Genomic DNA, 22,557 nt, shown 5'->3' with positions numbered 1-22,557 from the left:
CCCTAAAACTCCGGCCATCGCCGAAAGGACACGCCATGCTTGACCACCTCGCCTACCGCACCCCCGAACCCAAAGTGATCGCCGGCGCCAAAGCCGACTGGGAACTGGTGATCGGGCTGGAGGTGCACGCGCAGGTCGCCTCGAACGCCAAGCTGTTCTCCGGCGCCTCCACCACCTTCGGGTCGGAACCCAACGCCAACGTGGCCTTTGTGGATGCGGCAATGCCGGGGATGCTGCCGGTCATCAACGAATTCTGCGTCGCGCAGGCAGTGCGCACCGGGCTGGGGCTGAAGGCGCAGATCAACCTGACCTCGGCCTTCGACCGCAAGAACTATTTTTACCCCGACCTGCCGCAGGGCTATCAGATCAGCCAGCTTTACCACCCGATCGTGGGCGAGGGCGAAATCATCGTCGATATGGGGCCGGGCATCGCGCGGCGCGTGCGCATCGAGCGCATCCACCTCGAACAGGATGCGGGCAAGTCGATCCACGACATGGACCCGAACATGAGCTTTGTGGACCTCAACCGCACCGGCGTGGCGCTGATGGAAATCGTCAGCCGCCCCGACATCCGCGGCCCCGAGGAAGCGGCGGCCTACGTCGGCAAGCTGCGCCAGATCCTGCGCTATCTGGGCACCTGCGACGGCAACATGCAGAACGGCAACCTGCGCTGCGATGTGAACGTCTCGATCTGTCGCCCCGGCGCCTATGAGAAATTCATCGAAACCGGCGATTTCTCGTATCTGGGCATCCGGTGCGAGATCAAGAACATGAACTCGATGCGCTTCATCCAGCAGGCCATCGACTATGAGGCCCGCCGCCAGATCGCCATCGTCGAAGACGGCGGCGCGGTGGTGCAGGAAACCCGCCTCTATGACCCCGACCGTGGCGAAACCCGCTCCATGCGATCCAAGGAAGAGGCGCATGACTACCGCTACTTCCCCTGCCCCGACCTGCTGCCGTTGGAGATCGAACAGGCCTGGGTCGATGACATTGCCGCCACCATGCCCGAACTGCCCGACGCCAAGAAGGCACGCTTCGTGGCGGATTTCGGGCTGACCGAATATGACGCGGGCGTGCTGACCGCCGAGGCCGAAAACGCCGCTTTCTTCGAGGCGGTGGCCGCGGGGCGCGACGGCAAGCAGGCGGCAAACTGGGTGATCAACGAATTGTTCGGGCGGCTGAACAAGCAAGGGCTGGCGATCGCCGACAGCCCGGTCAGCGCGGCGCAACTGGGCGGCGTGCTCGACCTGATCGGCGCGGGCGAGATTTCGGGCAAGATCGCCAAAGACCTGTTCGAAATCCTCTGGACCGAGGGCGGCGATCCGGCGCAGATCGTCGAGGCCCGCGGCATGAAACAGGTCACCGACACCGGCGCGATCGAAACGGCGGTGGACGCGATCATCGCAGCCAACCCGGCGCAGGTCGAAAAGGCCAGGGCCAACCCGAAACTGGCGGGCTGGTTCACCGGTCAGGTGCTGAAAGCCACCGGCGGCAAGGCCAACCCTGCCGTGGTCAACGAAATGGTGGCGCGCAAACTCGGGCTTGGGGAATGACGGCTTACGACTACAAGGTCATCCCCGCCCCGCCCCGCGCCGAAAAGGCACGCGGGCTGAAAACGGCCGAAGATCGCCACGCCCACACCCTGACCCTCGCGCTGAACGAAATGGCGCGCGACGGCTGGGAATATCTGCGCGCCGATGTTCTGCCGATCGAGGAACGCAGCGGGCTGACCTCGCGCAGCACGGTCTATCACACGCTTCTGGTGTTTCGCCGCCCCGCCTGTGCTGCGGTCGCCGACCCGGCCCCCCGCGGCCTGACCGCCGAGGCCCCCGAAGGTCGCGCCCCGCGGCTTGCGGCGCTGACCGAACCGGGCGCCGCACCCCGCCTTGGCCCGGCAACCGGCGACTGACTCCTTTCATCTTGGTGCAAATATCCTCGGGGGGGGCAGACGGCCCCCCGGCCCGCCCGCCACCTGCTCAGGCGTTCAGATCCAGCGCCAGCGCATGGATACGCCCCACCAGATCGGGGCCAAGGGCCGCGTGAACCGCCCGGTGCCGCTCGATCCGGCTCAGCGGCGCCAGCCGTGCAGCGCGCATCCGCACCCGAAAATGCGTCTGCCCCTCGGGGCTTGCCCCCGAATGGCCCGCATGGCGCGCACTGTCATCCTCGACCAGCAGTTCCTCGGCCTCGAAAACCGAAAGTTTTTCAACGATTTCATCCACAACGCGCATTTTTCGGATTGCCCCCTTTCACGTCCCCGGAAAAACCCTAAACTCGATGTCCCGAGTCGGGAAGGCATGTTTCAGAGGCCCCATGAGCAAGAGCGACCCCTTCGGTTTCGATATCTCCGCCGCCTCCGACAAGAAGCGGCGGGCGAAGGGCAAGCGCGGCATGTCCGGCGCCTTCGAAACCTCCACGCGGCAATGCGACCATCAGGGCTGCACCCAGCCCGGCCAGTATCGGGCGCCGAAGTCGCCCAAGGTGCTGGATGATTATTACTGGTTCTGCAAAGACCATGTCCGCGAATACAACCTGAACTGGAACTACTTTCAGGGCCAGTCCGAAGAGGAGTTTCAGGCCTTTCTGGACAATGCCACGGTGTGGGAACGCCCCACCCGGCCCTTTGCCAAAGTGTCCGAGGAAACCCGCGCCTGGGCACGCCACGGCATTGCCGACCCGATGGAGATTTTGGGCGCCAACGCCACGCAAAACCCAGGCCGCGTCACTGCGGGGCGCAAGCTGCCGCCGACCGAACGCCGCGCGCTGGAAATTCTGGATGCCCGCGACACCTGGTCAAAGCCGGAAATCCGCAAGCAATACAAGTCGCTGATCAAGGTTCTTCATCCCGACATGAACGGCGGCGACCGCAGTCAGGAAGAGCAGTTGCAAGAGGTGGTCTGGGCTTGGGACCAGATCAAGGACAGCCGCAGCTTCCGCGACTAAGCTCACGGCCCGGCATCATCGCCGGGCCGGTGCTGGCAGCGATCAGCCCTCGTCGTCCTCGTCCAGATCGTCGCCCTCATCGCCATTGAGGCCCCGCCCCCCCGATTTGGCCGACGAAACAACCCCCAGCGACTTCAGCTTGCGGTGCAGCGCGCTGCGCTCCATCCCAACGAAATTCGCGGTGCGCGAAATGTTGCCGCCAAAGCGGTTGATCTGGGTCAGCAGATATTCGCGCTCGAACAATTCGCGCGCCTCACGCAGGGGCAGCGTGGCCAACTGCCCGCCCAGCACCAGCCGACCCTCGTCGGGGGCGGCATCCTGCCCCGGCAGTTCGCGCGGCTCGATCGGGCCTGCACCGTCCCCCAGAATCAGCACCCTCTCGACCACGTTGCGCAATTGCCGGATGTTGCCGGGCCAGTCCATCGTTTGCAGCATCGCCGCCGCCTCGTCGCCGATGGCGCGCAGCGGCAGGCCCTGCACACGGTTGAACGTCTCGATGAAATGCGACGCCAGCAGCGGGATATCCTCGCGCCGTTCCGACAGCGGCGGCACCGGGATCGGGACCACATTCAGCCGGTCGAACAGCTCTTGTCGAAAACGCCCGGCACCGATTTCAGCGGTGAGGTTGCGCGTGGTCGAAGAAATTACCCGCAGATCGACGCGCACCTTGTCGGCCCCGCCGGCGCGGGTGAACTGCTGTTCAGTCAGCACCCGCAGGATTTTCGACTGTGTGCCCAGCGGCATGTCGGCGACCTCGTCAAAGTAGATCACCCCGCCGTGCGCCTGTTCCAGCAGGCCCTTTTCCACGCCCCGTTCGGGCGTTTCGCGGCCAAACAGCACCTCTTCCATCCGTTCGGGCGCGATCGAGGCCGAACTGACGGTGACAAAGGGGCCGGTGGCGCGGGTCGAATTGGCGTGGATATAGCGCGCCGCCACCTCTTTGCCCGACCCCGGCTCGCCGGTCAGCATCACCCGGCCGTTCGATTTCGTCACCCGGTCCAACTGATCCTTCAGCTTGCGCAGCGCCGCCGAGGCGCCCAGCATCTCGGCCGAAGTGACCTCGCGCCGCCGCAGCGCGGTGTTTTCGCGCCGCAGCCGGGCGGTTTCCATCGCCCGCGTGATCACCACCATCAACTGGTCGATGTTGAACGGCTTTTCGATGAAGTCATAGGCGCCCTGCCGAATCGCGGCCACCGCGATCTCGATATTGCCATGCCCGGAGATGATGATCACCGGCACATCGGGGTTGTCGCGTTTCACCTGTTTGAGAATGTCGATCCCGTCCATCCGGCTGTCTTTCAGCCAGATGTCGAGGATCATCAGCGCCGGCGGCTCGGCGTTCAGTGCCTCCATGCAGTCGTCGGAATTGGCAGCCAGCCGGGTGGCAAACCCCTCGTCCTTGAGGATGTCTGCAATCAGTTCGCGGATGTCGCGTTCGTCGTCAACGATCAGAATGTCACTCATCTCATACCTGCCCGGAGCGCGACTGGCCCCTGTCTGAAGTGGTTTCTCGCACGGCACGGCTGCCTGCGCGGGCGCGCGGCAACCTGATTTCGGCCCGCGCGCCGCGATGCGCGCCAGCCTCGAAGGCGGGCGCATCGGTCAGTGTCAGCGTGCCGCCATGTTCCTCGATGATCTTCTTGACGATCGGCAGGCCAAGCCCGGTGCCCTTGGCCCGCGTCGTCACATAGGGTTCAAACAGCCGCGCCCGGTCGGGCGGCAGGCCGATGCCGTTATCGGTGATGGTGATGCGCACCGCCTCGGGGGTGGCGGTCATCGCCACGCGCACCTCGGGCCGCCAACCTTCTGGAGAGCCTTTTTCCATAAGGCTTTCAATCGCTTCTCCTGCATTCTTGATCAGATTCGTAACCGCCTGCGAAATCATTGTGGCGTCCAGTTCCACCACCACCGGCTCTTCGGGCAGATCGGCCACCAGCCGTGCGCCATGCAGCGCCTCCTCCTGCAACAGCACCGCGTCGCGCATCAGGCGGGTCAGGTCATGGTCGCGGCGGTCGGGTTCTGGCATCCGGGCAAAGCGCGAGAACTCGTCCACGATCCGGCGCAGGTCGCTGGTCTGACGGATGATCACATCGGTATATTGCTCCAGCGCCTCGGCCTCGGCGCCCTCCAGATGGCGGAACTTGCGGCGTATACGCTCGGCCGACAACTGGATCGGGGTCAGCGGATTCTTGATCTCATGCGCGATGCGCCGCGCCACGTCGCCCCAAGCGGCCATGCGCTGCGCGCTGACCAGTTCGGTCACGTCTTCAAAGGCCACCACATAGCCCTCCAGCCCGTCGGCAGTGCGCCGCACGGCCAGACGCACCAGCAGCCGTTCCAGCCGTCCGCCGCGCGATATCTGGATTTCTTCCTGCACCACCTCGGCCAGACCATCGCGCAGCCGGTCCAGCAGGCTGGCAAATTCCGGCACCGCCTCGGCCAGCAGGCGGCCATGGCCGGCGGCCAGATCCATTTCCAGAAGCCGGGCGGCCGAGCGGTTGAGAAAATCGACCCGGCCCTCGGCATCCAGCCCGATCACCCCCGAGGTGACCGATGACAGCACTGAATCAAACACCCGCCGCCGTTCTTCGGTTTCGCGGTGATTTGACATCAGTTCGGCCCGCTGCCCCTTTAACTGGCGCGTCATGCGGTTGAAGGCGCGGCCCATCACCGCGATTTCATCCTCGCCGGGCAGTTCGGGCACCTGCGCATCCAGATCGCCCGCCCCCACCTTTTCGGCGGCCTGCGCCAGCCGCCCGATCGGTCGTGACAGCCCCTCGGCGATCGACAGCCCCAGCCAGATCGCCGCCAGCACAAGGATCAGCGCGAAACCAAGATAGACCAGACCGAATTCAAACAGAACCTTGCCGCGCGTGGCCTCCAGTTGCTGATACAGCCCCACCGTTTCGCGAGTGTCATCCAGCAGTTTCAGGATATCGCCATCGACCACCCGGCTGACATACAGATAGCGGTCAACAAAGGCGTCCAGATGCACCAACGCGCGAAATTCGTTGTTGTCCCAATCTTCGATCAGCACGGTTTCGCCGGCCTGCGCCAGCGCCAGATCGGCACTGGCGGGTTCTTCGAAATCGAACAGATAGCTGCGCTCCCCACGTGAGCGCAGATCACCCGCGCCGTCGATCACAAAAGCCTCGCGCAGGCCGCGCTGCACCAGCCCCTGACCTTGGCTCAGCAACTCGCGCAGATCGCCCTCGGTAAAGATGTTGGTGGCCTGACGGCGCAGGTTCAAAAAGGCCGCCAGCGCCTCGGCATCCTCCGCCAGATCGCGGCGGTGTTCCTCCTGGTAGGCTTCGGCAGCCTCAAGCGAACTGCCCACCACCTGCCGCACCCGCTCGGAAAACCAGCCTTCCAGCCCGATGTTCACCGTCAGCCCGGCAAAGATCGCCACCAGAACCGTGGGCACCAGCGCCACGCCCGCAAAGATGCCGGTCAGCCGCAGATGCAGTTGCGACCCGGCCGAGCGAGCCCGGCGCGCCGCCACCATCCGCATCAGCCGCATCATCACCAGCGTGGCCAACAGCAGGAAATAAACGAAATCAGCCAGCAGGATCAGCCGAAGCGCGGTTGATTCGGCGCCCTGCCCGAACGGGCCCAGCGCAAAGAACGTGGCCACCGCCAGCGCCGGCCCCAGCACCACCAGCCCCAGCGCCGCCAGCCCGCCAAGGGCACTGCCGCGGCGCCTGCGGCCCTGAGGCAGAACGCTTTTATCTTCGACCCCGACCTGCACGCTCTCCCCCAAGGGGTGTGGCGGCAGCATTTCATCTGCGCTGAAAAAGCCACTCTCCCCTGTGGCTGTTTTACATCAGCTTGCGGCGTCGTGTCACCTGAATATCCAGATCGGTGATCTTCTTGCGCAAAGTATTGCGGTTGATGCCCAGAAGATCGGCACATCTGGCCTGATTGCCCGCGGTGGCATCCAGCGCAATTTCGATCAGCGGCGCCTCGACCTCTCGCAGGATGCGGTCGTAAAGACCCGGCGCAGGCAGGCTGCCGCCGTGCAGGTCGAAATACCGCCGCAGATGCCGCGCGACCGACGCCGACAGCTTTTCGCCCTCGCCGCCGCCGCGCGCCGGCTCGATGGCGGGCTGGTTGCCCAGCACCTGTTCCACCTCGGCGCGGGTGATTTCTTCTTCGGCGGCGGTCACGACCAGGCGGCGGATGGTGTTTTCCAGCTGCCGCACGTTGCCGGGCCAGCTATAGACGCGCACCAGCGCCAGCGCATCGGGCGACAGCCGCCGCTGCGCGGCGCCGTCGCGTTCGCCGCGGGCCAGAAAATGCTCGGCCAGCAGCGGAATGTCCTCGACCCGCTCGCGCAGGCTGGGCACTGCCAGCGTGACGCCGGACAGCCGGTAGAACAGATCCTGCCGGAACCGCCCCGCCTCCATCTGCGCCATCAGATCGACCTGAGAGGTCGCCATGATCCGCGGTGCGGGATCGGGCAGCGCATCGCACATGCGCACGATGCGCGCCTGAGCCTCATCGTCGAAATCACCGATCTCGTCGAACACAAGACTGCCGCCCCGCGCCCGCGCCAGCAGTTGCGACGGCCCGTCGGCCCCCATCAGATCGGCGGCCTGCGCTACCACGAAAGGCTGTGTGCGGCGGTCTGAAAAATCGTGGATGGCCTTGGCGATCAACGATTTTCCGGTGCCGGATTCGCCGCCAATCAGCACCGGCAGATCGGCGTTCATCACCCGCGCCACCAGCCGATACAGCGCCTGCATCGCCGGGGTGCGCCCCACCAGCGGCAGATCGCTGCCCACCTCGCGCGGCTCGGCCGGGCGCAGCGGCGCGGCGCGGCGCTTGCGGTCCAGCGCGCGGGCGGCGCGTTTCATCAGGTCGGGCAGGTCAAAGGGCTTGGGCAAGTAATCATAGGCCTCGGCCTCGGCGGCCTGAATCGCGGTCATGATCGTGTTCTGCGCCGAAATCACGATCACCGGCAGGCCGGGGCGCTCCTTGCCGATCCGCGGCAGCGCCTCCAGCCCGTTTCCGTCGGGCATCATCACATCCGAAATCACCAGATCGCCCTTGCCCTCCTCGATCCAGCGCATCAGCGTCATCAGGCTGGAGGTCGCATGCACCTTGCACCCGGCGCGCGTCAGCGCCTGGGTCAGAACGGTGCGGATCGTGCGGTCATCATCGGCGACAAGAACGGTGCCGTCCATCGTCAGGTCTCCAGACTGGGCTGCGCCCGGTTTTTCGGGGCAAGGGGAAGCGAAACACGGAAGACGGTGCGGCCCGGAACGCTGTCAACGCTGACCCAGCCGCCGTGGTCGGAAATGATCTTTGACACCAGCGCAAGGCCCAGCCCGGTGCCATTCTCGCGGCCCGAAACGAAGGGTTCGAAAATCTCGGCGGCGATGGCGGGCGGGATGCCGGGGCCGTCGTCGATGATCTCGACCTGAAGCGGCAGCGGCTGGCCGGGGCCATCCTTGCGCCGCAGCCGCAGCGACAGGTCGTAGAACGTGCGAATGCGGATCGTGCCCGGCGTGCCCTTGGCGGCCTCGGCTGCGTTCTTCAGCAGGTTCAGAAACACCTGCGTCAACTGGTCGGGGTCGGCGTGGGTGGCGGGCAGCGAGGGGTCGTAATCCTCGATCACGCTCATATGCGCGGCAAAGCCCACCAGCGCCGATTTGCGCGCCCGGTCCAGCACGTCGTGGATGTTGACCGCGCGCAATTCGGGCGGGCGGATGTTGCCAAATTGCTCGACCTGTTCCAGCAGCTTCACGATGCGCCGGGTTTCCTCGACGATGAGATCGGTCAGCTCCAGATCCTCGCCCGACAGGTTCATCGACAAAAGCTGCGCCGCGCCCGAAATGCCGGCGAGCGGGTTCTTGATCTCATGCGCCAGCATTTCGGCCATGCCGATGGCCGAGCGCGCGGCCGATTTGACATGCTGCGCCCGGCCCAGCCGGTCGGCGATCTCGCGCGGCTGGATCACCAGCAGCAGGTTTTGCGGATCATCGCCCAAGGGCGCGGCCTGCAAGGTGCAGACCACCGGCGCACGTTCGCCTGTGCTGATATCGACATCGTTGATGAACAGCGCCGAATTGTTGGCGCGGACACGCCCGAACACCTCTTCCAGCGGCGCGTCGATCGCCAGCCGGTCAAACAGCTTTTGCCCCTTCAGGCTGCGCGCCGACATGTTCAGGAACAACTCCGCCGCGGGGTTGATCTCCAGCACCCGGTCTGCGCCGTCGATCAGGATCGCGGGGGTGGGCAGGCTGGCCCAGATGATGCCGGGGGCGGGCAGCGTCATGCGGCGGCCCTCCCGGTATCGGCAAAGGCAGCGCCGATCAGCGCCAGCGTGGCGGCGGGGGTTTCGGCGCGCATCATCTCGGCGCGCAAGGGTGCCGCGGCCGCCTCGGCATACCAGCCCAGATGCTTGCGCGCGAGCCGCAGGCCCACCTCGACGCCGTAAAAGCCCAGCATCGCCTCGTAATGTTCGGCAATGAGGTCCGCCAATGCGGCCCCCTGCGGCACCTCGGGCGCTGGCGTGCCGTGCAGCGCATGGGTGATTTCGGCCAGCGCCCAGGGCTTGCCCTGCGCACCGCGCCCCACCATCACGCCCGCAGCCCCCGACTGGTCCAGCGCCACGCGGGCGCTGGCAGCGCCCACGATATCGCCATTGGCCACCACGGGTATGCGCACCGCCCCCCGCACCGCGGCAATCGCCGCCCAATCCGCCTGCCCGCTGTAAAACTGCATCCGCGTGCGGCCATGCACGACGATCATCCGCACCCCAGCTGCCTCGGCCCGCGCAGCGATCTCGGCGGCGTTTCTCTGGCCGTTGTCCCAGCCCAGACGCAGCTTCAGCGTCACCGGCAGATCGACCGCTCCGGTCACTGCCTCGATCAGGCGCAGCGCATGGTCCGGATCGCGCATCAGCGCCGCCCCCGAAAGCCCGCCAGTGACCTTGCGCGCCGGGCAGCCCATGTTGATGTCGATGATCGCGGCGCCCATGTCGGCCACCAGCCGCGCGGCCTCGGCCATCGGGCGCGCCTCGCGCCCGGCAAGCTGCACCGAGGTCGGCACCCCGCCCGCCTCCCAGTCGGCCCGCGCCTTGGCACGCACCGAAGGCTTGGCCGTCAGCATCTCGCCGCTGGCCACCATTTCCGACACCACCAGCCCCGCGCCAAAGCGCGCGACCATGCGGCGAAACGGCAGGTCCGTGATGCCGGCCATCGGCGCCAGAAAGACCGGCGGGGTCAGGCGAAGGGGGCCAAGGTCGATGCTCATGCCTGTTCCTTGTGCAGTTGCCCCTGAACTAGTCGTGCCGGAGGGGAATCACAATTCCACCCAAGCATGGATAGCAGCAAAAACCCGCACCTGCCCATTTTTTCACCGCTTTGATGCGCAAAAGGGCGCATTGCGCCTGCATCAGGCTTGGCCTAAGCCTTTGGCGGATGCAGATGGAGGCGATATGACGGTCGCAGCGATCATCGTGGCCGCGGGCCGCGGCACCCGCGCGGGCGGGGGTGAACCCAAGCAGTGGCGGTCTCTCGCAGGCCAAAGCGTGCTGGCCCATTCGGTGGCGGCCTTTGCGCATCTGCCGCGTGTGGTGGTGGTGCTGCACCCCGACGACATGGCCCGCGGCGTTGCCGAATTTGGCGGCCGCGTCACGCTGGTTGCGGGCGGCGCGAACCGCTCCGACAGCGTGAGAAACGCGCTCGAGGCCCTTGATGGCGCTGCCATGACCCGCGTTCTGATCCATGACGGCGCGCGCCCGCTGGTAGACCGCGCGCTGATTGATCGCGTGATCGCAGCGCTGAATGACGTGCCCGCTGCCGCCCCCGCCGTGCCGGTCACCGATGCGCTGTGGCGGGGCGCGGCAGACCGGGTCACCGGCACGCAGGACCGCGAGGGCCTGTTTCGCGCGCAGACGCCGCAGGGCTTTCGCTTTGACGCCATTCTCGCCGCCCATCGCGCGCACCCAGAAGGTGCCGCCGATGACGTGGAAATCGCCCGCCGCGCAGGCCTGCCGGTTGCCATCGTGGCGGGCAGCGAGGACAATCTGAAAATCACCTACGCCGCAGATTTCGCGCGCGCCGAACAGATACTGGGGGCCAAGATGGATGTAAGGCTGGGCAATGGCTATGATGTGCATGCCTTTTGCGAGGGCGATCATGTGATCCTGTGCGGGGTGAAGGTACCGCATGACAAGGCGCTGCTGGGCCATTCCGATGCCGATGTGGGGATGCACGCGTTGACCGACGCGATCTATGGCGCGATGGCCGAGGGCGACATCGGCCGCCACTTTCCGCCCAGCGATCCTCAGTGGAAGGGCGCCGCATCCGAGATCTTTCTGGCCCATGCCGCAAACCTTGCGCGCGAAAAGGGCTTTCGTATTGCCAATGCCGATGTCACCCTGATCTGCGAGCGGCCAAAGATCGGGCCGCATGCACAAGCCATGGCCGAGGAACTGGCGCGGATCATGGGGATCGACCCCACGCGCGTCTCGGTCAAGGCCACGACCTCGGAACGGCTGGGCTTCACCGGCCGCGAAGAGGGTATCGCTTCGATCGCAACCGCAACCCTGGTGTCAGAATGAATCCCTCGACGATCCGCTTCATCACCACCTTCGGACAGGTGGGCGAAATCCCCAAGGCGCCCGGCACGTTTGGCGCGCTGGTGGCGCTGCTGTTCGCGCTGGCCATCGATCGCGGCTTTGGCTTTTGGGGGCTTCTGGTCGCTACCATCGGCATTACCCTGCTGGGGTTCTGGTCGGTCAACGAGGCGCTGCGCGAGCGCCCCGGCGAAGACCCGTCGGAAATCGTCATCGACGAGGTGGCGGGCATGTTCGTGGCGCTGCTGTTCCCGGCCTTCGTGTTCTGGCTGACCGGTGTCGGCGACTGGGCCACGCGCGCCTATCCGGCCTGGATCGCGGCCTTTGCACTGTTCCGCCTCTTTGACATCTGGAAGCCCTCGATCATCGGCAAGATTGACGCGCGGCGCGATGCGCAGGCGGTGATGCTGGATGATCTGGTGGCGGGGGCCGCCGCGGGCGTCTGCACGCTGGTCATCGCCACGCTCTGGCATCTGGTGTTCTGACGATGGAGACGGCGGCGCTGCTGGCTGCGGCCCGCGTGGCGGGCCTGCGCATCGCCACCGCCGAAAGCTGCACCGGCGGGATGATCGCGGCGGCGCTGACCGATCCGCCCGGCGCCTCGCATGTGTTTGATCGAGGCTTTGTCACCTATTCCAACGCCGCCAAGGTCGAAATGCTGGGCGTTCTGCCTGCCACGCTGGACGCCTTCGGCGCGGTGTCCGAAGCTGTCGCACGCGAGATGGCGGCGGGGGCGCTGGCACGGTCGGGCGCCACGCTGGCAGTTGCCGTGACCGGCATCGCCGGCCCCGGCGGGTCAGAGTTCAAGCCCGAGGGCCGGGTCTGCTTTGCATTGGCCCGCGGCGGAAGCGTGACAAGCGAAACCTGCGACTTTGGCGCGCTGGGGCGCGATGGCGTGCGCCGGGCCAGCCTGCACCACGCGCTGGCGCTGCTGGCGCAAGCGGTGACCACCGGCGCCTGATATCTGCCTCTGTCGTTTAGTTATCGCTCTCGCAGTCGCCGATACGGACGCGTCTGGGCCTGTGCGCGCGATGACAGCACCCTCGGCGGGAGTGGTCCGCACAGCCAGAACTTGGCGCCCTCGTTGTCAACAATCCAGAGGCCAGGAACCTCACATTGGCCTCATCGGCATCGGATGCCGTGCGATACCCCATCTCGACCGGGCGAGTTGGCCTCGATGCACATGCGGTGGTGGGGTAACCATCCGGCGTAGGCTGTGGCGGGTTTGATTTCTCAGGTTTTGGCTTTGGGTCTGCCGGGTGGTGGAGCCCATTTCTTGGCGAGTTTCTCCAAGCGTTCGATGATCCTGTCGATCTGGGCATCTTCGGGATCGAAGGGTCTGCCTGACCAGCGAACCATGTCTCCATGCTGCTCGTGTTCCGGATCGGCGATGGCTTCGAGGAATTCCTCGTAACCGGGGGCACCGCCTACGTCCTCGGGTGGGCATGCTCCGCTGGCTTTCAGCAGCCTCGGATAGTTTGTGCCCGGGGTGGCCTCGCTGACCCTTTCAATCCGGATGCTGTGGTCCCAGTCATCCCCGAAGTCGTAGACATACTGGATCGTTCTCGCGCCAGTATCCTCGATGACCGGATCAGCCGCGCCCCGGCGTCGTACAGGTCACTTTACGCGCGAAGCGGTTCCAGTGGTCGCCTATGTTCGACAAAATGCCGTCCCATGGCATAGGCCATCAGTCATCCCCCAGGTGCAGGCGCAGCCAGAAAAAACCCTCCTGAAACTTGGTGCGGGCCAGCGACAGTTCGCGCGACCCCCCCAAAGCCGCCAGATATTCGCCGACCTGACGCTCCAGGTCGGCGTTCATATCCCTGATCCTGGCGGCAGCCGCCGATGTGTCGCCGCTCTGGTCCATGTTCCGCTCCCGCTGTGAATGGGTGCCGGTCTCTCCCGGCTGTCAAGTGGCTGGCAGGTCTCGTCGCGGGTGCGAGTTGCACACTCAGGAAGGCCGCGGCGGTCGTTCAGTGGTTCTCTGACCGTTGGCCATCCGACCTTGAATGGCCGCGCGACATTCCCCGCCCCCCCAAGAGCAAGAAGGAGGCTGCATGATGCGTGCGATTGAGCGCCTGCGCCGCAGCGTGGCGTTGATGATCTGCCCGGAACTGGGTTCGGTCGAGGTGGGTTCGCCTGCGACTGCGCGGTCGTCCGCTACTACCGGCTGGAGATCAACGCCGACCCTCGGCTTCGTTCGCCGATCCGTCGCGATGAAACCCCGAAAAAGCGGTTGCAAGCTGCCAAAGGGCAAGCTAAATCGCCCGCACGATCCCTGACGCGGAGAGGTGGCAGAGTGGTCGAATGCGGCGGTCTCGAAAACCGTTGTCGGTGAGAGCCGACCCAGGGTTCGAATCCCTGTCTCTCCGCCATTTCATTCTAAATCAAAGACTTAAGACTTGGACGGGCAAGTGCGACACAAAGTGGAGCACAAGCCCCATGAAACTGTCCGCCTACCTCTCGCCGTCCCGGCATGGCGTCTACTATTTCCGCTGGCCGCTTCCCCGGTCTGAACAACGCCAGCGCTGTAGCGCGCCACGAATTTTTGCAGGGCGTGACACGAATATCTGCATCAGCGCGATTTCATGGTTTCGGACCCGAGATCAGTAGCTCTGGGGCGGTGACAGCGCCCCGGCTCCCCACCGTGTAGGTCGTCGTCACCTCCTCGATGCGCGCCCAGGCGAACAGATCACGGATCTCGGGCACGTCGTTGATCGACAGCATGAAGCGGCCTTCAAGGCCCCTTAAAACCGCCGCCATCCGTTCGAAATCGCCGCGGCTGAACAGGTGCTTGCCGTAGTCGCCCTCGCTGCCCCAATAGGGCGGATCGAGGTAGAACAGCGTGCCGGGGCCGTCGTAGCGGCGGATGAACGCCTCGAAGTCGAGGCATTCGATCACCACGCCGGACAGCCGACTGTGCAGGTCTTCCAGCATCGGTTCCAGCGTGGTCAGGTTGAACCGCGCCGGGCGGTCGGTCGACACCCCGAAGTTGCGCCCCGAAACCTTGCCGCCGAAGGCCGTGCGCTGGAGGTAGAGGAACCGCGCTGCGCGCTCCAGATCGGTCAGGGTGTCGGGGTTGGTGTCGACCAGGCGGTTGAACTCAACCCGCGTGGTCAACTGAAACCGCAGCACGTCGAGGAATTGCGGATAGTGCCGCTGCAGGATGCGGAAGAGGTTGGCCACGTCGCGGCCCGCGTCGTTGATCACCTCGGCGCGCGGGCGCGCCGTGCGCCGCAGGAAGATGCCGCCCATGCCGACGAACGGCTCGGCGTAGGTGGTGCAGGGGGTGGCGTCGAGGATCGCGCAGATCCGCTTGGCGAGGTTGCGCTTGCCGCCCAGCCAGGGGGCGACCGGCTTCACCGGATCGACGGGCGTAAAGGTTTCGTTCATCCGAATCGGCTCCATTGCCGCTGCCCTCGCGAGGGTGGAGCGGCCATGAGCTACATTTGGTCGGCGGGGGCTTTCTGACTGCTTCCCCGTGTCAGAGGGGGCGGCAACCCCCTCTGGCCTCCCTTGAGGCCTACTTGGTCGCGGCGACCATCCAGACGGGCCGCAGCGCGGCCTCGGTCAGCGGCGGCGATCCGGGGGGCAGATGGGGGCGAAACACGTCGATCAGCCGCAGGGCCTCGTCCCAGATGTATGATCCGCGCCGCCGTTGCATTCGCAGCATGGCATACATCTCCGGGTTTCGGCCCTTGGTCGCAGACTCAAGCGCATCCCAGACCGCATCGAGGCCGGTGTAGGCCAGCAGCCACTCAAACTGCGATGGTGACAGTGTCGGCAGGGGCGGTTGGTAGCCGTCAATGATCGCCTGCACAGCCGCATCGTCAGACGACTGCCAGACCCCATCGACCTGCCGCAGCCAATGGCCCGCCGCCTCGATCGCATCGTGCAGGCCGATGCCGTGTTCGGTGTATTTGATCGACATTACCACGCCCTCATGATCACCAGCGGGGGCACCGTATTTGAGGCGCCGATACGGTCTCCAAAATCGAATACCCACGTCTCCGGCATCGGATCTGCAAACGGGATGGACCGCCCGAGCGTGGTCACAAAACTGCTCGCGTTACTGTTCGTGAGACCCAGATTTGCGGCGGATGACAGAGGCACTGCGCTCACCCTCACGGCATCGCTGTATCGGACGCCGACCCAATACGTTCGACCCGCTGACAGCATCAGCCCGCCTGATGCGACGAGGTCCTCATAGGTGCCGCCGGTGCTGGATGCATCCAGCGGCGCGGTTTCGTAAACCAAATGCGCGGACAGGCCGTCCGCCGCCTCGGCCAACACGACAACCTTTATTGCGGCGCCAGCAATCGCCGTGGTGATGCGCGCGCCCAGTTCGCGCAGCAGCATGTCGCGGCCCAGCAGTAGGGGCGAGATTTCGGCCTGATCCGCGGCTCCGATCCTGATCGCCGGGGCCGTGGAGTGAGGCGCATTGGAGTAGTAGTAAAACGAAAACACCGGCCCTGCGTTTGGCGACGCATATCGCCCAACGGCGCGGGTGTAGTCCGTCAGCGCGTCAAACGCGGCCTGCGTCACCTCTCCGCCGCCTGAAGGGTCGGCCCACTCCGCCGCATAATCCGCCGCAGATGATTTGGTCAGAACCTGCCCCGCAGCACCGCCAGCAGGCACGCCTCGCGCCGCCGCCGCGAAATCCTCCACCGCCGCAGCGGCAGCCGTGCCGAGCGCGGGCAGCCCTGACAGATCAGCATAGGCGCCTGTCGTGGCCACTGCGGCCAGATCGCCGGGCTGCACAGCCGTATCGGCCAACGCGCCCTGCGCCGCCGTGGCGTAATCCCCGGAGGGCTGTTTGCCGTCCAGCGCGTCAGCCAGCCCCGCCACGTCGCCGACATCGTGGGTGTGGGCCGCATCCGCCTTGGCCGCCAGCGCAGCCGCAGTCGCGCCAGCCAGCGCGTCGAGATCGGCAGTGGTGGCGTAGTCATCGGCAGGCGCCAGCCCCGCCAGCGCGTCAGCCAGCCCCGCCACATCGGCAATCTCGTGCTGATGCGGCGCGGGCGGGAATGCATCCGGGCGCCCGCTCAGGTCCGACCAGGTGCGCGGCTCGCCCCGCAGCGAGGCCAGCCATTCGGCCTCGGTGCCCTCGAACCCGGCGTCGAGGGCGACCTCATAGGCCGACAGACCCTCGTCGCCGGGCAAACCGCGGGCGCCGAGATTGACCTCGACAACTTCATGGACGGCCACGATCACTTCGACGAAGTCAGTCATCGTTCACCCCCGGCAGAATAGTGACAACCCCCGCCAGCACGGTGCGCTGGCCGCCGCCCGCGGGGCGGCGTTCGACCTCGTATCGCATCGCCACGATCTTGTCGGGCGACCCCAGGGCGCGGGTTTCGGCCGCGCTGAACGGGATCAGGATGCGCCCCTGATCGGCGACCACGATGATCTGCCCGGTGCTGCGGGCCTTGCGCAGCGCCGGGGGGTGGCGCGGGCTGGGGCGCGCGACGAACACGATCTCGTCGTCTTGCAGGTCGAGCGGCACCCGGTCACCCGAGACCGTGGTTTTCAGGGCCAGTTCCAGCCCGGCCTCGTTGCTGATCGTGCCGCTGTTCCCGGCCAGCAGTTCGAAATCATAGCTGGTCATTTCACCTGCCCCTTGCGCGCCTCGAATGTCGTGGTCAGCCCCTGACCCAGCCGGTGGCGCGCGCTGGTCACATGCCACGCCCCGTTCAGTTCGGGGCGCAGCCCCGTCAGCGTCACCGATCCGCCGGCCAGCAGCGCGGGTGCAAATCCCGCGATCTCGGCGCTGATGGTCACGGCGGCACCCCGGCACCTCGGCCAACGGCAGCGTGTAGCGGGTGCCCAGATAGGTGTCGATCTCATCCGAGGCCGAGGTCAGGGCGCGGTCGACGGCGGCGGTGTTAACGATGCCTGTGCCGTCGTGATCGGCCACATAAAGCGCCCGGTCGCCGTAGATAGGCGCCCGCCAGCCGGGCACAACCCTCGAACGGAGAATGCCGCGGGAGAGGCCGCCGACCCAGTCAGCTTACGACCCGATCATGGGGTCTAATCCTCGGCCGTTGCCCGATAGTCGTAGCGATAGGCGTAACCGTAGCCATGGCGCCCGCGAGCACTAAGCGGATCGAAACCGTTCAGCACCGCCCCTGCCAGTTTCACGCCCAAGCCGCTTAGCTGGCGGATCAGCGCCTCAACCTCGCCCGCCGGGGTCACGTCATAGCGCACCACCGCGATCGAGGCGCCCACCGCGCGGCCGATCACCACCGGGTCGGTCACCGCCAACACCGGCGGTGTATCGACGATGATCAGGTCGAACTCCTGATCAAGCGCGATGATCAGGTCAGCAAAATCAGGGCGCATCAGCAATTCAGACGGGTTTGGAGGGAACCGTCCGGTCGGCAGGAAAAACAGGCCGGGAACCGGACCCGCCACCAGAACATCGGCAAGCTTGGCCCCCTGCGACAGCATGTCGGCAAGGCCAGGAGTGGATTTTGGCAATCCGAAGTAGCGACGCAAATAGCCCCGCCGCAGATCGGCGTCGATCAGGCAGACTTTCTGCCCCGCCTGCGCCGCAACCACCGCAAGGTTGACCGCGGTGAAAGATTTTCCCACCTCGGGCGCGGCCGAGATGAAGGCGACAGATCGGGTCTTGGCATCGAGCATGCCGAAATGCAGGCTTGTGCGCAGCGAGCGGATGCCCTCGGCGGTCAGCCCGTTGGGGTCGCTCAGCGACAGGATAGGCAGTTTGCCGCGCTGGCGGCGGTTGCGCATTGCAGCAGGGGCCAGGTTCACCGTGGCAAAGACCGGCAGGCCCATGCGCTCCAGTTCGTCGGTTCCGCGGATGCCCTTGTGCAACCAACTGCGCAGCATAACGATACCAACCCCGCCGATGGCCCCCAGAACCAGCGCCAGCGCCAACATGCGTGCCTTGCGTGGCGCGATGGGCTGTGGCGCGGTGCGGGCGCCATCAACGATACGGACATTGCCGATGGTGCTGGCCTTCAGCACGCGCAATTCCTGCGCGCGATTCAGAAGCTGCAGGTAAACCTCCTGCGCGACCTCCAGATCGCGGGTCAGATTGAACACCTCGCGCTGGGTTTCGGGCAGCGCCCCGACCTCCTCGCGCAGCGCGGCAAGCAGCTCTTCCAGCCGCGCGCGGTTCGCGAGAAGTTGCTTATAAACGGGGTGGTTCGGCGTATAACGTTCCGCGATCTCGTCTTCCTGACCGGCAAGCTGGCGTAGTTCTGTCTCGATCGTGCCGATCTGGGTCAAAAGGCTCTGACCCTCAAAGCCCAGATCAATCGCTTGCTGCTTTTGCTGATAGGCATTCAGCGCCTGTTCGGCCACCGAGACTGCACGTCCAGCCTCGGGCATCTGTGCGTCGATGAATTCAAGGCTGCTCTGCGCTTCGGCGGCGCTGCGGGCCACGTTCTGGCGCAGATAGGCCTCGGTGATCGCAGCCAGAGTGTGCTGGGTTTCCCTTGGGTCACCGCCAGTCAGGCTTGCTTCGAGAATTGATGACTGGCGCCCGCGCTCGCTTACCGAGAGGCGGCCGCGCAGATCGTTGATCGCCGCGGTCTCGTCCAGTTGGCGCAGAACGAATTCGCGCCCGGATGGCGCGGCTAGTTCGCCGACCCGCAGCCCGAAGCCAAGCGACGGGTCGGACAGCGATACACCCTCAGCCCCCTCCTTGACGCTGCCATCGGGCAGCACGACGCGAAAGCGCCCCTCGCTCATTGCGGTAAGTCGTATCTCGGCATTGATCCAGTACGGCGGCACCTCCAGCAGATCGAGCCGGATTGTCGTATCGCCGCGGGAATACTTCGTCAAAGCTGCGATATCGGGCAGCGGCAACACTCCGGTTTCAACCGCATGGGCCACAAACGGCAACCGCACCGGCGCCGCCTGCCAATCCAGATGCAGATCGGCAACCGCTTGCCCCAGCACAAGACGCGAATGCAGAAGCTCGATTTCGGTCACGCTGCGCGGATCGCTTTCCGCAAGATCGCTGAGAGATTGCGGCAGTACCAGCGAGCCGCCCTTCTCTTCCAGCTGCAGCAGCGCATCGGCCCGGTAAATGGGCGGCGTGTTGAGCGCCACCGCAAGACCGATCGCACCGGAAAGCGCCGTGAATCCGCTGATCCACAACTTGCCAGCCCAAAGCTGTGCAAGAAGCTTGCCCAGATCAATTTCATCGTCTTCAGCCGGGCTGGATGTCTTCGTCTGGTCTGGGGTCATCGGTTGTCCTTTGAACCAAGTCTTTGAGCCCAGGCATCGGCCGCTGCGGCCAACCGGTCAAAAACAGCTTCGTGAAATTCTTTCGGTCGTTGGTAGGGGTCAGCAATGCCGCTTGCCCCGGTCCACTGATCATAAAGCAGGGTTCGCCCCGCCAGATGCGGTGCGATCCGGGCAATCTCGTGTTTGTGCCCCGGCTCCATCGCCAGAATGACCTCAGCGGCCATCCCCAGATCGGGGGTAAACTGGCGGGCGACGTGCCCCGCCATGGCGACACCATGCGCCTCTGCCACAGCGGTGCTGATTGCATCAGCCGGATGCCCCTCCAGAGCTGCGAGGCCGGCCGAGCCGACAGACAGCTCTGGCATCCGCGCACGCAACAACCGCTCTCCAACCGGCGAGCGGCAGATGTTGCCGACGCAGACGACCAGCACCGACCGGAACATGGGCCGTCAGTTCGTGGCGACGTCGTCGAGGTTCTCGACGACGTTGATCGAGGGCAGGATGTCGCTGATCGTATCATTCCAGCGGCTGAGCGGCGCGCGCGTGACATAGACCACGTCATTGGGTTGCAGCACGAACCGCGTGCCCAGCAACAGCGCGGTGGGCGAACTGGCATCCAGTTGAAATACCTTCATCCCCGGCACGCCGTTGGCGCGAAAAACGAACACCCCGCGGGCATCGGCGCGCCGTTCCAAAAGCCCGCCCTGCCGCGTCAACGCCTGGGTCAGGGTGACCGTTTCGACCGACAGATCAATGGTGGCGGGCTTTACAATCTGGCCCAGCAGATAGGCCTCGCTCGCGCGGCGGCGCGGCACTGTAACCACATCGCCGGGCAGCAGGATCGGGTTGTTGCTGTTAATGCCCCCGGCCAGAAACCCTTCCAGATCAACGCGATAAGAGACACCATTACGCTTGACGGTAACCTGGCGACCATCGGCCATCTCGGTCAGGCCGCCAGCGGCGTTTACCGCGTCCAGCAGACGCAGCGGCACAGTCGTCAGCGGCTGGCGGTTGGGGCTGCCCACCGCGCCGGTGACAGTGACCGCCTGCGAATTGAACGTTGCGACGCGCACTTCAAGCTGTGGGTCGGGGATGAAATCGGCCAGACGGGTGCGCAGATCCTCGCGCACATCTTCGGGCGCTTTGCCCTTGGCCGGAACCTGCCCGACGAATGGATAGTTGATGGTGCCGTCGGCCTGCACCCGAAACCCGGTTTCCTCGGCGCTGCGACCGGGGCCCGCGGGCAGCGTCAGTTCCGGATGGTCAAAGACGATGATGCTGAGAACGTCGCCAACGCCGATGCGGTAATCCCAGTTGCGCAGTTGCGGAAGCGCTGTTGCCGCGGGCTGTTCGACGGCCTTGGTAAAGCTTTGAATGTTGCCCGCATCCAGCCTGATCACCTGAACATCAGGCGGCAAGTTCTGCTGCGCCGACCGCGTCACCGGAAATTGCACATGCCCGCTTGAACACGAAGCAAGAAGGGCCGAGGCGACCAGCACGAGGCCAAGGCGCGTGTTCATGTGATGCTCCAGATCAAAGTTTATAGCCTGTATTAGTCCCATCAATACGATTGCAAAATCACCCAGTCCACCCCCCGGTTGAATTCTGCAAAGAATGTGCGGCCCGCCTGCATCAGGTGGACAAAACTGTCAAAGCCCTTTCTGTCGTCCCCAGCGGAAAACCAGCATCAGACCAACCATCAGCACGACAGTCCCCAGCAGGTCGCCGAGCAGATAAGCGAAGACACTGGCACCGGCCACACCGTTTGCCCAACATGTACCGACAGAATTCAGAACAGACGAGGTGGCACCGGCGGCCAGCACCACCTTCCAGTCAAGACGGCGTGGCGCACCGGGGCGGGCATCAAGACGGACCAGCCGCAGCAGGGCAAAGGCAGCCGCGCCGCAACTGGCCCCGACCAGCGGTGACATCACCTCGGGAAACGACAGGCCGTCTGATCCAAACAACAAAAAATGCACCGTCGCAGCCCCCGGCAACAACAGCAACAGCGACTTCCAGCCATAAAGCCAGGCAGCCAGAACCTTCACGCCATGCGGCAGGAACACCAGCATCGCATGACCCTGAAACGCGGGAAGAAGGGCGTCTTGAACCGGATAGAAGACATTGAACGACAGCTTGAAGGCGACGATATAGGCCGCGAAAACGACCATCAGCAGGGCAAAGCCGTCTCGAACCGCCGTAACGATGATCATAACCTAACAATCGAAATGCCGCCAACACGAAGCGGGAAGAACCATATCAAGAAAGAATATAGGCGCCCCGCTTATACCCCGGGGCTTTCCTAAGATACCCCTTTTCCACCAGGCTGCGCAAGGCGCGCTGGAATGTTGGGTCGGTCAGGTGTTCGGCCAAGGCGTTGCCGCGAATCTCGTCCGATCGCACAAATCCGTCACGGGAAAGGTGCGCTGACATAGCGGCATAAAGAACGTCGCGTTCCGGTGCGCTCAGCTTTTGAAGACCAGCCTCCACCTCCACCCCAAAAAGCAGGGCGCGAAGCTGAGACATGCTCGACAGAAGGGTGTGCGGAGTTTTCATCATGCCCGGAAAATATGCGCTATGGCGCTGTCGATCAAGCAATATGACGCGAGCGTGACGATCGCAACAGGAAAATTCAACCAATGCGTGTGCTTGACTTGAGCGGATCAAGATTGGTTAATTTCTATTAACGAATCCAGTTGAGTCGACACAAGTTCTGCGCTACCAAACAATCATAACGATTGCTGTGTTTCCTGGCGGTCGTGTGTTGGTGCGGCTTGCCGCGTTTCTGATCGCTTGGCTGGCCC

General features: G+C 65.0%; 25 protein-coding genes, 1 tRNA gene and 1 pseudogene. 8 read left to right on the top strand and 19 right to left on the bottom strand.

The window, feature by feature from the left end:
* Positions 1 to 35 precede the first annotated feature (35 nt).
* Together gatB and C5F46_RS01855 are read left to right on the top strand one after the other, a co-directional pair.
* A complete protein-coding gene (gene gatB / locus C5F46_RS01860) occupies positions 36 to 1,556 on the top strand; it encodes an Asp-tRNA(Asn)/Glu-tRNA(Gln) amidotransferase subunit GatB (protein WP_107323671.1) in 1,521 nt (506 codons plus the stop codon).
* Positions 1,553 to 1,912 carry a DUF4177 domain-containing protein gene (locus tag C5F46_RS01855; protein WP_107323670.1) on the top strand — a complete coding sequence of 120 codons (360 nt, stop codon included), beginning with the start codon at positions 1,553 to 1,555 and terminating at the stop codon, positions 1,910 to 1,912. Before gatB ends, C5F46_RS01855 begins: the two co-directional genes overlap by 4 nt.
* Positions 1,913 to 1,979: 67 nt before the next feature.
* Here the strand turns inward: C5F46_RS01855 and C5F46_RS01850 are convergent, their stop codons facing one another.
* Positions 1,980 to 2,234: a BolA family protein gene (locus tag C5F46_RS01850; RefSeq protein ID WP_107323669.1), complete on the bottom strand. Its 255-nt coding sequence runs from the start codon at positions 2,232 to 2,234 to the stop codon at positions 1,980 to 1,982.
* 82 nt (positions 2,235 to 2,316) lie between these two features.
* Here C5F46_RS01850 and C5F46_RS01845 point away from each other — a divergent pair, with 82 nt between their 5' ends.
* The gene (locus tag C5F46_RS01845; RefSeq protein WP_107323668.1) at positions 2,317 to 2,946 is read left to right on the top strand and encodes a J domain-containing protein; all 630 of its coding nucleotides are present in this window, start codon (positions 2,317 to 2,319) and stop codon (positions 2,944 to 2,946) included.
* A gap of 42 nt (positions 2,947 to 2,988) precedes the next feature.
* On the opposite strand, the gene ntrX is transcribed toward C5F46_RS01845, so the two are convergent.
* From ntrX to dusB, 5 genes are all read right to left on the bottom strand, one after another.
* Positions 2,989 to 4,410, bottom strand: coding sequence for a nitrogen assimilation response regulator NtrX (gene ntrX / locus C5F46_RS01840; RefSeq protein WP_107323667.1), 1,422 nt, complete (start codon positions 4,408 to 4,410; stop codon positions 2,989 to 2,991).
* A 1-nt stretch (position 4,411) separates the two neighbouring features.
* Positions 4,412 to 6,694, bottom strand: coding sequence for a sensor histidine kinase NtrY-like (locus tag C5F46_RS01835; protein ID WP_407947324.1), 2,283 nt, complete (start codon positions 6,692 to 6,694; stop codon positions 4,412 to 4,414).
* A gap of 70 nt (positions 6,695 to 6,764) precedes the next feature.
* Entirely contained in the window at positions 6,765 to 8,132 is a 1,368-nt protein-coding gene (locus tag C5F46_RS01830; RefSeq protein ID WP_107323665.1) for a response regulator, read from the bottom strand.
* Between the two features lie 2 nt (positions 8,133 to 8,134).
* Positions 8,135 to 9,226: a two-component system sensor histidine kinase NtrB gene (locus tag C5F46_RS01825; RefSeq protein ID WP_107323664.1), complete on the bottom strand. Its 1,092-nt coding sequence runs from the start codon at positions 9,224 to 9,226 to the stop codon at positions 8,135 to 8,137.
* On the bottom strand, positions 9,223 to 10,206 hold the full coding sequence (dusB, locus tag C5F46_RS01820) for a tRNA dihydrouridine synthase DusB (RefSeq protein ID WP_107323663.1): 984 nt from the start codon (positions 10,204 to 10,206) through the stop codon (positions 9,223 to 9,225). The genes C5F46_RS01825 and dusB overlap by 4 nt, the downstream gene beginning before the upstream one ends.
* Before the next feature lie 184 nt (positions 10,207 to 10,390).
* Here dusB and C5F46_RS01815 point away from each other — a divergent pair, with 184 nt between their 5' ends.
* The 3 genes from C5F46_RS01815 to C5F46_RS01805 are packed head-to-tail and all read left to right on the top strand — an operon-like array spanning position 10,391 to position 12,494.
* Positions 10,391 to 11,518, top strand: coding sequence for a bifunctional 2-C-methyl-D-erythritol 4-phosphate cytidylyltransferase/2-C-methyl-D-erythritol 2,4-cyclodiphosphate synthase (locus C5F46_RS01815; RefSeq protein ID WP_107323662.1), 1,128 nt, complete (start codon positions 10,391 to 10,393; stop codon positions 11,516 to 11,518).
* Positions 11,515 to 12,018: a phosphatidylglycerophosphatase A family protein gene (locus C5F46_RS01810; protein ID WP_107323661.1), complete on the top strand. Its 504-nt coding sequence runs from the start codon at positions 11,515 to 11,517 to the stop codon at positions 12,016 to 12,018. Before C5F46_RS01815 ends, C5F46_RS01810 begins: the two co-directional genes overlap by 4 nt.
* Positions 12,019 to 12,020: 2 nt before the next feature.
* Entirely contained in the window at positions 12,021 to 12,494 is a 474-nt protein-coding gene (locus C5F46_RS01805; protein ID WP_107323660.1) for a CinA family protein, read from the top strand.
* Positions 12,495 to 12,766: 272 nt separating this feature from the next.
* On the opposite strand, the gene C5F46_RS01800 is transcribed toward C5F46_RS01805, so the two are convergent.
* On the bottom strand, positions 12,767 to 13,093 hold the full coding sequence (locus tag C5F46_RS01800; protein WP_268935647.1) for a plasmid pRiA4b ORF-3 family protein: 327 nt from the start codon (positions 13,091 to 13,093) through the stop codon (positions 12,767 to 12,769).
* Positions 13,094 to 13,220: 127 nt separating this feature from the next.
* Positions 13,221 to 13,400 carry an Acb2/Tad1 domain-containing protein gene (locus C5F46_RS01795; RefSeq protein WP_107323658.1) on the bottom strand — a complete coding sequence of 60 codons (180 nt, stop codon included), beginning with the start codon at positions 13,398 to 13,400 and terminating at the stop codon, positions 13,221 to 13,223.
* Positions 13,401 to 13,590: 190 nt separating this feature from the next.
* Here C5F46_RS01795 and C5F46_RS16405 point away from each other — a divergent pair, with 190 nt between their 5' ends.
* Entirely contained in the window at positions 13,591 to 13,815 is a 225-nt protein-coding gene (locus tag C5F46_RS16405; RefSeq protein ID WP_133618297.1) for a hypothetical protein, read from the top strand.
* 3 nt (positions 13,816 to 13,818) lie between these two features.
* Positions 13,819 to 13,908: transfer RNA gene (locus tag C5F46_RS01790), tRNA-Ser, on the top strand.
* Between the two features lie 211 nt (positions 13,909 to 14,119).
* Here the strand turns inward: C5F46_RS01790 and C5F46_RS01785 are convergent.
* The 11 genes and pseudogenes from C5F46_RS01785 to C5F46_RS01745 all read right to left on the bottom strand — a co-directional run bounded on the left by C5F46_RS01785 (position 14,120) and on the right by C5F46_RS01745 (position 22,393).
* On the bottom strand, positions 14,120 to 14,941 hold the full coding sequence (locus C5F46_RS01785; RefSeq protein WP_235820054.1) for a DNA adenine methylase: 822 nt from the start codon (positions 14,939 to 14,941) through the stop codon (positions 14,120 to 14,122).
* Between the two features lie 115 nt (positions 14,942 to 15,056).
* On the bottom strand, positions 15,057 to 15,464 hold the full coding sequence (locus C5F46_RS01780) for a hypothetical protein (RefSeq protein ID WP_107323656.1): 408 nt from the start codon (positions 15,462 to 15,464) through the stop codon (positions 15,057 to 15,059).
* Positions 15,464 to 16,765 (bottom strand): hypothetical protein, encoded by a 1,302-nt coding sequence (locus C5F46_RS16995; protein ID WP_235820053.1) that lies wholly within the window; start codon positions 16,763 to 16,765, stop codon positions 15,464 to 15,466. The genes C5F46_RS01780 and C5F46_RS16995 overlap by 1 nt, the downstream gene beginning before the upstream one ends.
* On the bottom strand, positions 16,758 to 17,141 hold the full coding sequence (locus C5F46_RS16400; RefSeq protein WP_133618295.1) for a hypothetical protein: 384 nt from the start codon (positions 17,139 to 17,141) through the stop codon (positions 16,758 to 16,760). The genes C5F46_RS16995 and C5F46_RS16400 overlap by 8 nt, the downstream gene beginning before the upstream one ends.
* The gene (locus tag C5F46_RS16990; protein ID WP_235820052.1) at positions 17,138 to 17,314 is read right to left on the bottom strand and encodes a hypothetical protein; all 177 of its coding nucleotides are present in this window, start codon (positions 17,312 to 17,314) and stop codon (positions 17,138 to 17,140) included. The genes C5F46_RS16400 and C5F46_RS16990 overlap by 4 nt, the downstream gene beginning before the upstream one ends.
* Positions 17,315 to 17,333: 19 nt before the next feature.
* Positions 17,334 to 17,450, bottom strand: a pseudogene (locus C5F46_RS17265) (phage protein Gp36 family protein); the annotation flags it as partial.
* A 113-nt stretch (positions 17,451 to 17,563) separates the two neighbouring features.
* A complete protein-coding gene (locus C5F46_RS01765) occupies positions 17,564 to 19,753 on the bottom strand; it encodes a polysaccharide biosynthesis tyrosine autokinase (RefSeq protein ID WP_107323654.1) in 2,190 nt (729 codons plus the stop codon).
* Complete coding sequence (locus tag C5F46_RS01760; RefSeq protein WP_107323653.1) at positions 19,750 to 20,196, bottom strand: arsenate reductase/protein-tyrosine-phosphatase family protein; 447 nt, start codon at positions 20,194 to 20,196, stop codon at positions 19,750 to 19,752. The genes C5F46_RS01765 and C5F46_RS01760 overlap by 4 nt, the downstream gene beginning before the upstream one ends.
* Positions 20,197 to 20,202: 6 nt before the next feature.
* Complete coding sequence (locus C5F46_RS01755; protein ID WP_107323652.1) at positions 20,203 to 21,273, bottom strand: polysaccharide biosynthesis/export family protein; 1,071 nt, start codon at positions 21,271 to 21,273, stop codon at positions 20,203 to 20,205.
* A 129-nt stretch (positions 21,274 to 21,402) separates the two neighbouring features.
* A complete protein-coding gene (locus C5F46_RS01750) occupies positions 21,403 to 21,966 on the bottom strand; it encodes a hypothetical protein (protein WP_107323651.1) in 564 nt (187 codons plus the stop codon).
* A gap of 46 nt (positions 21,967 to 22,012) precedes the next feature.
* Positions 22,013 to 22,393, bottom strand: a complete 381-nt coding sequence (locus C5F46_RS01745; RefSeq protein ID WP_235820051.1) for a hypothetical protein — start codon at positions 22,391 to 22,393, stop codon at positions 22,013 to 22,015.
* Positions 22,394 to 22,557: the final 164 nt, after the last annotated feature.

Origin of the sequence: Phaeovulum veldkampii DSM 11550 (genome assembly GCF_003034995.1) — a bacterium.
Lineage (GTDB): Bacteria > Pseudomonadota > Alphaproteobacteria > Rhodobacterales > Rhodobacteraceae > Phaeovulum > Phaeovulum veldkampii.
Note: the sequence above shows the minus strand (reverse complement) of the source record. Positions and strands in the feature narration are given on the sequence as shown.

What these genes read in the sequence shown, in the direction of transcription:
- C5F46_RS16405 (WP_133618297.1), top strand. Translation starts at nt 13,591, where the DNA reads ATGATGCGTGCGATTGAGCGCCTGCGCCGCAGCGTGGCGTTGATGATC.
- C5F46_RS01785 (WP_235820054.1), bottom strand. Translation starts at nt 14,941, where the DNA reads ATGGAGCCGATTCGGATGAACGAAACCTTTACGCCCGTCGATCCGGTG.
- C5F46_RS01830 (WP_107323665.1), bottom strand. Translation starts at nt 8,132, where the DNA reads ATGGACGGCACCGTTCTTGTCGCCGATGATGACCGCACGATCCGCACC.
- C5F46_RS01815 (WP_107323662.1), top strand. Translation starts at nt 10,391, where the DNA reads ATGACGGTCGCAGCGATCATCGTGGCCGCGGGCCGCGGCACCCGCGCG.
- dusB (WP_107323663.1), bottom strand. Translation starts at nt 10,206, where the DNA reads ATGAGCATCGACCTTGGCCCCCTTCGCCTGACCCCGCCGGTCTTTCTG.
- C5F46_RS01750 (WP_107323651.1), bottom strand. Translation starts at nt 21,966, where the DNA reads ATGATCATCGTTACGGCGGTTCGAGACGGCTTTGCCCTGCTGATGGTC.
- ntrX (WP_107323667.1), bottom strand. Translation starts at nt 4,410, where the DNA reads ATGAGTGACATTCTGATCGTTGACGACGAACGCGACATCCGCGAACTG.
- C5F46_RS01845 (WP_107323668.1), top strand. Translation starts at nt 2,317, where the DNA reads ATGAGCAAGAGCGACCCCTTCGGTTTCGATATCTCCGCCGCCTCCGAC.
- C5F46_RS01825 (WP_107323664.1), bottom strand. Translation starts at nt 9,226, where the DNA reads ATGACGCTGCCCGCCCCCGGCATCATCTGGGCCAGCCTGCCCACCCCC.
- C5F46_RS16400 (WP_133618295.1), bottom strand. Translation starts at nt 17,141, where the DNA reads ATGACCAGCTATGATTTCGAACTGCTGGCCGGGAACAGCGGCACGATC.
- C5F46_RS01795 (WP_107323658.1), bottom strand. Translation starts at nt 13,400, where the DNA reads ATGGACCAGAGCGGCGACACATCGGCGGCTGCCGCCAGGATCAGGGAT.
- C5F46_RS16995 (WP_235820053.1), bottom strand. Translation starts at nt 16,765, where the DNA reads ATGACTGACTTCGTCGAAGTGATCGTGGCCGTCCATGAAGTTGTCGAG.
- C5F46_RS01805 (WP_107323660.1), top strand. Translation starts at nt 12,021, where the DNA reads ATGGAGACGGCGGCGCTGCTGGCTGCGGCCCGCGTGGCGGGCCTGCGC.
- C5F46_RS01760 (WP_107323653.1), bottom strand. Translation starts at nt 20,196, where the DNA reads ATGTTCCGGTCGGTGCTGGTCGTCTGCGTCGGCAACATCTGCCGCTCG.
- C5F46_RS01810 (WP_107323661.1), top strand. Translation starts at nt 11,515, where the DNA reads ATGAATCCCTCGACGATCCGCTTCATCACCACCTTCGGACAGGTGGGC.
- C5F46_RS01850 (WP_107323669.1), bottom strand. Translation starts at nt 2,234, where the DNA reads ATGCGCGTTGTGGATGAAATCGTTGAAAAACTTTCGGTTTTCGAGGCC.
- gatB (WP_107323671.1), top strand. Translation starts at nt 36, where the DNA reads ATGCTTGACCACCTCGCCTACCGCACCCCCGAACCCAAAGTGATCGCC.
- C5F46_RS01855 (WP_107323670.1), top strand. Translation starts at nt 1,553, where the DNA reads ATGACGGCTTACGACTACAAGGTCATCCCCGCCCCGCCCCGCGCCGAA.
- C5F46_RS01780 (WP_107323656.1), bottom strand. Translation starts at nt 15,464, where the DNA reads ATGTCGATCAAATACACCGAACACGGCATCGGCCTGCACGATGCGATC.
- C5F46_RS01765 (WP_107323654.1), bottom strand. Translation starts at nt 19,753, where the DNA reads ATGACCCCAGACCAGACGAAGACATCCAGCCCGGCTGAAGACGATGAA.
- C5F46_RS01755 (WP_107323652.1), bottom strand. Translation starts at nt 21,273, where the DNA reads ATGAACACGCGCCTTGGCCTCGTGCTGGTCGCCTCGGCCCTTCTTGCT.